The organism is Zarconia sp. (assembly GCF_057467645.1).
Genome location: NZ_JBRJXU010000136.1, coordinates 24,236 through 34,377 on the forward strand (window position 1 = coordinate 24,236; position 10,142 = coordinate 34,377).

General features: G+C 51.1%; 8 protein-coding genes. 6 read left to right on the forward strand and 2 right to left on the reverse strand.

Annotated elements, in window-relative coordinates; genetic code table 11:
• The first annotated feature begins 108 nt into the window (after positions 1–108).
• The 3 genes from AC2215_RS21170 to AC2215_RS21180 all read left to right on the forward strand — a co-directional run bounded on the left by AC2215_RS21170 (position 109) and on the right by AC2215_RS21180 (position 2,746).
• The gene (locus AC2215_RS21170) at positions 109–408 is read left to right on the forward strand and encodes a hypothetical protein (RefSeq protein WP_486811998.1); all 300 of its coding nucleotides are present in this window, start codon (positions 109–111) and stop codon (positions 406–408) included.
• 783 nt (positions 409–1,191) lie between these two features.
• Positions 1,192–1,833: an AAA family ATPase gene (locus AC2215_RS21175; protein WP_486811999.1), complete on the forward strand. Its 642-nt coding sequence runs from the start codon at positions 1,192–1,194 to the stop codon at positions 1,831–1,833.
• Complete coding sequence (locus AC2215_RS21180; protein ID WP_486812000.1) at positions 1,826–2,746, forward strand: ParB/RepB/Spo0J family partition protein; 921 nt, start codon at positions 1,826–1,828, stop codon at positions 2,744–2,746. The genes AC2215_RS21175 and AC2215_RS21180 overlap by 8 nt, the downstream gene beginning before the upstream one ends.
• A gap of 556 nt (positions 2,747–3,302) precedes the next feature.
• Here AC2215_RS21180 and AC2215_RS21185 read toward each other — a convergent pair.
• Positions 3,303–3,599, reverse strand: a complete 297-nt coding sequence (locus AC2215_RS21185) for a DUF7249 family protein (protein ID WP_486812001.1) — start codon at positions 3,597–3,599, stop codon at positions 3,303–3,305.
• A 214-nt stretch (positions 3,600–3,813) separates the two neighbouring features.
• Between AC2215_RS21185 and AC2215_RS21190 the strand changes: the two genes are divergently transcribed.
• A complete protein-coding gene (locus tag AC2215_RS21190) occupies positions 3,814–3,966 on the forward strand; it encodes a hypothetical protein (protein ID WP_486812002.1) in 153 nt (50 codons plus the stop codon).
• Between the two features lie 172 nt (positions 3,967–4,138).
• On the opposite strand, the gene AC2215_RS21195 is transcribed toward AC2215_RS21190, so the two are convergent.
• A complete protein-coding gene (locus tag AC2215_RS21195; protein WP_486812003.1) occupies positions 4,139–8,023 on the reverse strand; it encodes a hypothetical protein in 3,885 nt (1,294 codons plus the stop codon).
• 656 nt (positions 8,024–8,679) lie between these two features.
• Here AC2215_RS21195 and AC2215_RS21200 point away from each other — a divergent pair.
• Both AC2215_RS21200 and AC2215_RS21205 read left to right on the forward strand, forming a co-directional pair.
• The gene (locus AC2215_RS21200) at positions 8,680–9,063 is read left to right on the forward strand and encodes a hypothetical protein (RefSeq protein WP_486812004.1); all 384 of its coding nucleotides are present in this window, start codon (positions 8,680–8,682) and stop codon (positions 9,061–9,063) included.
• Positions 9,064–9,309: 246 nt separating this feature from the next.
• Positions 9,310–10,005 carry a transposase gene (locus AC2215_RS21205; RefSeq protein WP_486812005.1) on the forward strand — a complete coding sequence of 232 codons (696 nt, stop codon included), beginning with the start codon at positions 9,310–9,312 and terminating at the stop codon, positions 10,003–10,005.
• The last annotated feature ends 137 nt before the right edge of the window (positions 10,006–10,142 follow it).

Sequence of the window (10,142 nt, forward strand, 5' to 3'; positions counted from 1 at the left end):
CGCGCCTTGAGTGGCGACTGCTATACATACTCGTTCTCCACCGAGAGTAGGTATCTCTAACCCGAATCGATATTGCTCTTTGATTTTTAATTTTTCATTGTGTTGGTCATGTCTTCCTGTTTTACAAGGCAACAATCTCGTGCCATCGATCGCGGACTCCGACGTTTGCTTGGAGTTCAAACCGGACAAAACCTCGATAATTTTGAGATCGACGATGATGGCACTTCCGTTCCTCTGGCGGCAGCGACGCCAGAGCAGAAAGTCGCCTACGCTCGAGATCGCTTGCACTTAACTTTAGACCAGCTTTATCGTTACGGTCGTCCCGACATGGGGTATCTTGAAGTTCGCGCTGCCATTTTGCAAAAAAGACCGCATTCGGTTGAAATTGGGAGAAGTCGTTCGGGTTAAGTGTGTGCGCACTTTTCAAGACTGCTCGCCTTCACCGAGCCAGAGAGAAAAAAATTGCCACACTTTGGTGAATGTGGCAATATAGGTAGTGGTTATAGAGTCCAGGTGTTAGTTCCCAAACATCTGGGCTTTTAAGTTTTAGTTCGAGTATCCGGGATTGCTCCAATCTTGAGCTTTATTAAAAGAAGGTTTGGAGCTTGAAGACTTAGCAACAGTTTTGCGTTTGGGTTGTTTGGTCAAGTATTTGCTGAGGTCTTCTGTTTTGTAATTTTTGTCCATTATCGTGCGTCCTCCACACGGAATTTGTCACTCCTCCTGGGCGCTAGCCCCTCGGGATGTAGAGGAACAACCGTAAGTATTCAGCACTCAGCTATCAGCGATCGGCGATCGGGTTTTGAAGACAACACCGTTCCCATAAATGCGGACGGTGTTCTGACCACGGAGGTCATTCATGCTCTGTGGCACATGAACCTGTTCAAAAAAAATCCAGTTTTTTCGACTAGACACAAGCGCGACCGCTGACTACTGATGGCTGAATGCTTACGAACAACCCGTCGATGCCCGTTCGGGTTCAGGATGTTTGAAGGGTGGAGAGGTGATGCGATCGCAGAAAATGTTTTTTTGACTTGGACTTTTGTGTGAACTCTCAAGCGTGCCCAAAATCAAATGTGGCCAAGTTTAATGAAACAGCCCTGCATCTATATCCGGGTCGCTGAATTTGAGAACTTGTGAACTCGACCTTTTTCTTGGATGATGAGAGGTAGTCTTTCGAGCCAAAATTGAGTGAGCGTTATCGGCATCGTCAATCAAAAAGGGGGAGTTGGCAAAAGTACAACTGCCGTTCATCTGGCCTGGTGGCTCCATCAACGCGGCTCGGTACTTCTGATTGATGCCGATTCTCAACGATCGAGTTCTTTGTGGATTGCCCAAATCGAATCCCCCGAGATTCCCCATCGCGCTCTCCTCGACCCAGAAGAGTTATTTGAGGCGATCGAACAGGCCGCGCGGGAATACGATTGGGTGGTTGTCGATGGTCCCGGAAGTCTGAGCGAAGCGACTAAAGCCATTCTGGATGCAGTGGATGCCGCCCTAGTTCCCTGTCAGCCTTCAGGACTCGATCTCAGTAGCAGCAGTAAAGTTCTGCAAGTGATTCGCCACCGACAAAAAATCCGAGGGGGTCAACCGAAAGCCGGACTATTTCTGAGTCGTGCGACGAAAGGAACAGTCCTGTTAAAGGAAGCCCAAAATGCTCTAGCAGCCGATTCTCGATTTCCTTTACTATCTCCGATTGTTTACCAACGGCAGTGTCTGGCTGACGCACCGATTCAAAATGCGACGGTGTTCGGACTCTCGGGGACTGCCGCTCGCGCTGCTGCGGCTGACTATCAAGCATTATTTTTGGAGGCGATCGAACTCTGTGGCTAAACGACGCACGGTTGGGTCTTACTTGGCAGATTTACCAGCACAGGCCGACTCAACCCTCGCCATTTCCGACATCGTTTTACCGCCTTCCCAACCCCGACGCTACTTCGATCGAGGCAAGCAAAAGCAATTGACGCAATCCCTTCAAAAGCATGGACTTTTAGAACCGCTACTCGTGCGACCGATTGCCCGAGGAAAGTACGAGCTCGTGGCAGGAGAGCGCCGATACCGAGCGGCGAGCGCCCTCGGCTGGGATTCGGTTCCCGCCATCGTCCGCGAGCTCTCGGATTCCGAAGCGCTCATCCTAGCTTTGGTGGAAAACCTCGAACGGGAAGACTTAAATCCGATTGAAGAAACCGAAGGGATTATCGCTTTGCTCGGACTGGAGTTAAAGATGGACTCCGGCGAGATTCCGACACTTCTCTACCGGCTGAGAAACCAAAAATCCAGCGATAGTGATAACGTTATAACTAACGAACGCCAACAGGTCGAATCGGTCTTCGAGTCGGTCGGAATGACCTGGGAGTCTTTTATCGCCAATCGACTGCCCCTGCTCAAATTACCCGAAGAGATTCTCGAAGCCTTGCGTTGCGGACAAATTGCCTACACGAAAGCCAAAGCGATCGCTCGGGTCAAAGAGGACGGAGAACGCCAGCAACTCTTAGAAGAAGCCATCGCCCAAAACTTATCTCTTTCTCAAATCAAAGAGCGCATCGGCAGTCAACGCCCTCGAACCTCACCCGAACCCGCCACGCCCAAAAAGCAATGGCAAACCTTAAGCGAGCGGATCGATCGGGCCCGACTTTGGGAGGATGCTAAAACGTGGCGGAAGGTGGAAACGTTAATGAGAAAACTTGAAGCCCTTCTGCCAGGGGAAGATGTAACTCCCTCCACCGAAGAATCTGAAGAAGTTTGAATTCTAGCTGTACTGATGTTAGGGCGATCGCGCATTCCGATAGCGTGGGATAACCCATTCCGTCAGCAGGCAAATCTCGATGTCTGTGAATTTGCTCTAAATCTGCCATTAACGAGCAGTGAAATTGGGAATATTTGCGACCGAGGCGACAGTGAGCTTTGGCAAGTCTCATGATGGTTAACTTCCCTAAAATAACGTCAGTTTTGAATAAGACTGTTTCAGGTAAGGGTGGGGAAGGGAGAATTCAGAATTCGGAAAAGGAGAATTCGGAATGGGGAACTCCGGAACGGGGAATGGAGTACTTTCCTCCCCAGCGACCAGATGTACCCAGTTTTGTCGCTTCGCTTTCTATTGGCTGGCCGACCGCCCGAACATCCCATTCGAGTCGGCATCCCGGCAAGACGGCCCCATCAAAACTGACATTAAAATAATGTGGCGAATTTAGGGCTAGGCTCGTCTCTTGGATGCCCAGGATTTGAAGAGACTTGACCGAGACTAGGACGCAACAACTCCATTCGGAACGCGCGGCTTTACCTCTCGTGCCTAGCGAGTTGAATTACTCTTCTAGATAGTGTTCGGCAATTTCGAGCCAGTTCACTTCGGAGAGTGAGGCATTGAGCAAATCAGAATAGAGCGAGTTATCGGAAATGGGATTGCGTTCGTCAACCCAAGACTCAAGCTTTTTCGCGATTTCGTCAGCCCATTGCTCTTTGTCGTCTTCGTAGTCTTCTTTGACTCGTTCGATGATGTCAGATGGATCGTCTGTGTCGAGCCAAAGGGAAACAGCCCAGGTTTCGTAATTTGTCCAGCCGTTATACCCCTGGTTGGTAGCTGCGGTTTGATTTGTGGTCATGATGTTCCGATCGCAAACATGTGGCCAATGATAGAGTTCAAACTTGATGGTCTTTGATTTTCTCTAGCTTTCAGGCTCTCCATCCACTCGCTCGGCAAGGGCGATTTGATTGAGAACGCCAGCTTCAGAATTTCAGGCAATTAGACATCTCTCTTCTCCCCCGCTAGGGGAAAAAATACACGATCGCTAATCTGAGCTTCCCTCAAAGAACAAAATGCAAATTACCTTAGAAGTCCGCGATCGCATTGGCGAAAAACTGCAACAATTAAGCGATCTCCTCCCAGAAGCCCTCGATCGCGCCATTGAGAAACTCACCCCCCAGACAACACTGGCGAGCGAGACGAAACCCAAATTGTCGAACGGCTAGCCCAGAAGCAATCCTCGCCATCCGCCCCGCGCCAACATTACGAGCCTCCATGAGCGAACTGCTCGATCTCCAGAAATATGCGGCACAGTAATGTGAGTAAATTAGATGCGTTCGCGAAGCGTCGCCTAGCTCTTTGGGGGCGGCTGCGCCAACGGCGAATCGCCACTTATCGCTATTGCTCGATTCCCGAAGACTTTTGTTGTCGCTGCCTCTCCTCCAAGTGCTCTAATTTGGGAGAGAGGTCTTCAAAAAACTGTCGGTCTTCTTCACTCAGGCGGCAGCCAAGGGTTGCTTTCCATCGTCCCTCCTCAAGCTTGGCCACCATGCGAGGCGTATCTTCTCCCGCTGCCAAGAGGGTCAACTCCCCCGTCTGAGCATTCCACTTCGCTGCGTACTCATCTCCGGAATGCTCGTGCCGACCCACAAGATCTAGGGTGCGAGCCACCACGTCGGCGACGAATTGGGTCCGCTGTTGCTGAACTTGTTGACCAATTGAGGGTGAGAGGCGATCGCTCATGGGTAATTTCTCCGGTAAAAACGAAGGAACGGATGGCGGTTGGGTCTGGGACTTCTCGGGCTTTGGGGGACTTTTGACTTCCGATACGCTCTCAAGAGAGGGTGTCTCCCTATATGCGACTCGTTCGAGTCCTCCCCGAGCTGTCGTATAGCTATATTCAAGATTGCGATCGACACGGGTTTGGTGAGCGAGGGGAGCTGGGGGAGTGGGGGGAGCGGGGGAAGCTGGGGGAGCAGGGGGAGCAGGCGTTGCTGCGAGCCTTCTCGAACGGTCGCTAGCTTCAGTTTCACCAATAGAAGGGCAAGCGCTCTGGGCCGTCGCTCCAACTTCTGGCGGTGGTGGTTCGGGAGCCAGTTTAATTTGAGAGTCCCCCACAGCAGCCAACTCCTCCCTCGAAGATTTAAATGCCGATACCGCCGAAACTTCGGAAGTGTGCGCCATCTCGATCGCCCGCTGCAAATCTTCTAAACCCGCTCCAAAAGCCATTGAAATCGCTGCATCGCTTCGAGGTGGAGCCGTCACCGATGTGTGTCCGACAATCCAAGTCCAATCGTCGCCGTCGAGGGAAAGCGTCGCCGTGGCAGGAGGGTCGGCAGCGATCGTGGCACTGGCTCTAGTGCCGATGGGAAGCTGGGCGTTATGTTGGTTGAGGAGTCCAAATTCTTTGTACTGCCGGTCTGACGGGTCTTCGATGAGGATGACGGGTTTGCCGTAGCGCTGCGAGTCCGGATCGGAATTAACGCCAATTTCGAGATTGAGGGGGCGACCGTCCTGCCAAGTCTCGTCGGGGAGCTGGTTCTCATCGTGTTGGATACCTGTGGCAACGCACGTTCTCAATTGCAGCGTTCCCAGTTGCCCGAGAATTTCTTCCCCGAAGGCAGCAAAGACGAAGTTGCTGGTTTTGTAGGGTTGTCCCCCACTCCGCTGACTTTCGACGGTGGTGGCTAAGTGCCACGCTGCCGCTGCGTACCGGGGACGTTCGGCTTCTCGGAGGGATTGGCGAAACTCAACAGCAAATTCTCGCACCCCGACAAACATCAACTTGACTTGTTTTTCGGTGACCGAAGCGCTCAGTTGGGTTTGGGCGTTGCGAGTTTCCAAATTGGCGTGGAGTCCCTCTCGTTCGAGAGCCATTTCGCAGACGGTTCCGAGGGGTTCGTACCGACCGGTATCGGTTTTCGCTAAAGCCAGAAGCCGGTGGGGGAATTTGGAGTACTTTCGATTTTCCACCAATTTGATGTCGAGGTTTCGACCGGCCAGGGTGTCGATGGCATCGAACCGAGTTAAGTTCGTCACCTCGAATTGCGTCCCTCGTGCGGTCGTCACTTTCAGCACGGGTCCTTTCTCGGTTTTGAGTTTGGTGTTGTATGCGGCGGCGAGATTGAAGCGTCGATCGAACTCGTGTTTGGCTGCAACCACCGCTTGTTTTTGCGCCGGGGTGTAGTCGTCGGGAAATAAATCGCGGAACTGCTGCATGGGACGAGGTTCTAGGGCAGCCGCTTGGAAATATCCATTGGCTTGACGCACCATCAACTCCACCGGAGAGTATCCGGGGGTGGCAAGGGTGCGATCGGGTGCGCTGTAAACCCCCGCTTGCTTCTTGTCGCGGATATAGTTAGGGATGCGGTAGAGCAAGCGATCGTTCTGGCGAATCTTCCCTAAGTCGGGAGGATTGTTGGATTTGAAGATATCGACCGCCTTTTGATTTTCCTTAGCCGCTTCCCCCACCAAGTCGTGGTAGATGCTGCGGTTGAGAGTTAAGGCGCGATCGATTGCTTCTGGGTTGAGGTCGCCCCGAGCTATGTCGGCAATCTGGCTTGCCCGCTCTCGATAGGATTCGGATATCGGTTCGTTCTCGGCATCCGATTGCAGGAGCTTGTGGTAGTGCGCTCCCACCTGTCCCACGTATTCAATGCGATCGCTTTCGGTTCCAGATTCTCGCAACAGGTCGATTTCCGACTCCAACGCTTCGATGGCAGTCGCGTGGTTGTTAATGACACCGACGGAAATCCCATCGCTCATGAAGATGGCAATTTCTTCAAAAGACATCGCTTCGGGAAAGGAGACTTTTTCGGCTTTCTCCACCGGCGCGTAGGCATTCTCCGGTCGGTTACGAAATTTGGCTTCGGCACTCAACCCTTGAAAATCCAACGCCCGCGCCACGCCGATGCAGTCACCGTCGTAATCTCGTCCCTGGCGTTCGGATTCCGTTTCCACCGGAACCCTTTCGTCGGTTTCAATTCCCTGGGCTTTGAGGGCATCGAGGCGAGCTTGAATCCGGTTGCGGTCTTCATCGTTGACGACGATAACCCCCGTCAGAGGCTTGCCGTTGGGAGCCAGGGCATCATCGACGTATTTGTTGAGGGAAACGCACATCCCGTTGGAGTTGAGCAGGGGAGAGCGAAAGTTGAGAACTTCTTCCCCCTCGGACAAACTGGGAACGCAGATTTCCCCGTGTTTGAGGTCTTTGGACGGGATAATTAAGCCTCGATCGAACTCGATGGTTTTACCGATGGCTATCTCTTTCCATCGATTTTGGACGAAGCGGTTGAGTTCCCCTTGCACTTTCGGACTTTCGAGCAGTTGCCCGTGTCCGCTTTCGAGGTCGGCTTTGATGATGCGGTAGACGATCGGGTCGGGCTGTTCTTCTGGAGTTTCCGAGGCCAAAGCTTGGCGCTTCTCGTGCTGCTCGCAGTAATATTCGGCAAGCTTTCGCGGGTCTTTTTGTCGATCGTGGAGTATCTGGGCTTGAGCTTCCAACGAGCGCAAATAGTCTTTGATGCCTGTAGGAAAAGAGGCGTGAACTTGGGAAATCGCCACGGTTCCTTCTTTGGAGCGGTCTTTTTCTCCGAGCCAAACGGTGGTGGTGTGAAGCCCCGGTTCGATGGGGTGGTTTTTCTTATCTCCCCCTTTGAAGCTGGAGGTGGGGACAATCAGATCGATCGGGGTATCTGGATGTCGGCTGGGGAGTTGGGTTAAATCTTTGGGGGCGAGGGTTCCTTTGGCAAATCGCATTTCCTCGGGCAGCGCCATCCGGTGCTGAATTACGTGTTCGGTGGTGTCGCTTAACTCCCGCGCTAGAGCGGGAGAACATTTCCCGTGACAGTCTCCCACTTGCCGCCACGCCACGTCGTCGGGAAGGAGACCGCCATTAGCTCCAGTTTTGTCGTCTACCACTAGAACGTTGAGTTCTCGGGCGATCGCATTGTGGCACGCTCCTAGGAAGATGCTGCCGTAGGCCCCTCGGTCTTTTTTGTCCGGACACAGGGTCTCGATGGTGTCGAGGGCTTCGGGGGGACCGAACAGCATTCGCGATTTACTCGAGAGTAACAAAACCTGCCCGGAGGGGTGGCGGTGCAGGTCGGCGGGGGTGCTTTTTTCGTCGATGTGTCCGAAACTAAATTCGAGATTGGGGAGGTAGACTTCGAGAAGGGTGTTGTCTAAGGTTTCGACCAGGAGACTCTCGGGATTGTCCCGATTGCCATCGGTGTGTATCCATTCTCCCAATCGAGTATCGAAGTGCTTGAACGTGAGGGTCACCAGGATTCCTCGCGAGGGGTTTCGATCCGATCGTCCTTGCGACCAAAGGGTTTGCCTATCGGTCAGTTGGCTATTTTTTCCAGACCTTGGTCCGATCGCGCTGCGACCCCATGCTGACCTTGCTAAAATAACGTGAAGTATTCAGCGCGCTCGCTATTGACGGCTGGCGGCTGACAGCTGATACTTGACGAGCAATTCTCCTGCATGAGACGCTTCGCGAACGGAGCAATTGTGAAAAGCATTCCCCATTGGTGAGGGGGTTTTGCTTGTGTGCCACTTGTCAAGGGTATGGGGTGTGGGGCATTGGTGAAAGGTTAAGCAATTTTGCCAGATGTCAAGTTGACTAAATCGAATAGCTCAACCCCTTACAAACTCAGCTCTTCCACGATCTGACTCTTGTACGCAGGGGGGTTGGGGGAGGCGTTGGGTCCCGAACGCGGGAGGGCGAAGCGAAGCGGAGGGTTGGGGGGAGACCCCCGACTCCGGGTTTTCGGTAGATTATTGGAAAGTTGACAAAGTGAATATTAACCTTTCACCAATGGGTGTGGGGTGTAGGGAAAATTCATCTCCCTTGTCCCCTTGTCTCCCCGTCCCCCGTTCCCTTACTCTCACAATTGTGTCCGACGACTTAGCAGTGTTTTTTAGAGGTGTTTCAAATGGCAGAAGCTTGGGATTTTTGGAGTGATTTCGATAAAGAACGTTTCCAAAAAGATGGAACTCTCAAACCCGAAGTGGCTCGGGAGATGATCGAACGGGGAATGGACTTCACCGATACGATCGCCATGGAGTTACAAAAATATGAAGAAATCCAGCGGTTCGAGCGACGAGATCGAGAATGGCTCGACAAATATGGTGAAACTTGGTCCGATTGGAAATTAAGACACGACCGAGACAACGCCAAATTCGAGCGCCAACAACGAGAAAAACTCGGGATATCTTCCCAACAAGCTGCCCTAGAAAATGGGGAAGAACTTTCGACCCTTCCAATAGCGATCGACCCTGATGAATATTACGATCGCCTCAGCGATTATCCCAGTTGACATCGAGATTAACTAACATCAGTTTTGGATTATTAGACCTCCTGCACAAATCATTTTGTCTGTGCCAGTTTGGAGTTCAACAATCGAGCAATCGACTATTCTTTGACCGAATTAAGTAACTGGTAATGGTTACCAATTACACAGTTTTGTTATTCATGCAGGAGGTCTATTAGACATCTCCGAAATATATTTTTTGCCGTTTGTTATGTCGTATAATTTTATTTTTGTTACGAGACTTTGCCGTCCATGACGAATCTAGAAGAATATCTCGATCGCCACCCTAAAGAAACAAAAAGATTAATCGGCATCTCGGAGATGCAATTTTTAGATTTGCTGAGGAGCGCCCAAAAACTTCATGAAGAAAAACAACGTTCTCGTCCAAGGCTGATTCGAGCTGGAGGAGGTCGCCGTCGATCGTTATCTGTCAAGCAAGAATTACTATTGACTTTAATTTACTTACATCAATATCCCACGTTTCAGTTTTTAGGAATTCAATTTGGAGTGAGTGAATCGACCGCCAATGATATTTTTCATTATTGGGTGAAGATTTTACAAGACCTATTGCCAGCTAGCTTGATGGAACAAATCCAAAAAAAAGATGATGAGTGGTCTTGGATTGAAGAAATATTGTCAGAGCAAGAATTAATCGTAGATAGCTCTCAACAGTATCGAGAAAGACCCCAAAACTCAAAAGAACAGAAAAAATATTATTCGGGGTACAAAGGCGGACATACTTTTAAAAATCAATTAATTATTACTGAAGATGGTCGAGAACTTGTCGATCTAGCGATCGGCTATCCGGGACCCATCAACGATCTAAAATTATGGAAATCTCAACGGCATAAATTTAGTCCAAGTCAAAATTTTCAAGGAGATGCAGGATACATCGGAGAAGTGAAAATCTCCGCACCGCATAAAAAACCGAAAAAAGGAAAACTGTAAGCATTCAGGTGGAGGGGTTGACAATTGGGAGAAGCCAGGTAGCGTAGAAGAATGATTGAGCAGCTACCAGCTATTCCCCCGACGCGAGAAGACCTAGAACAGATGCCGAAATCGGTTCTGGTGGAGCTGGTGCTGCG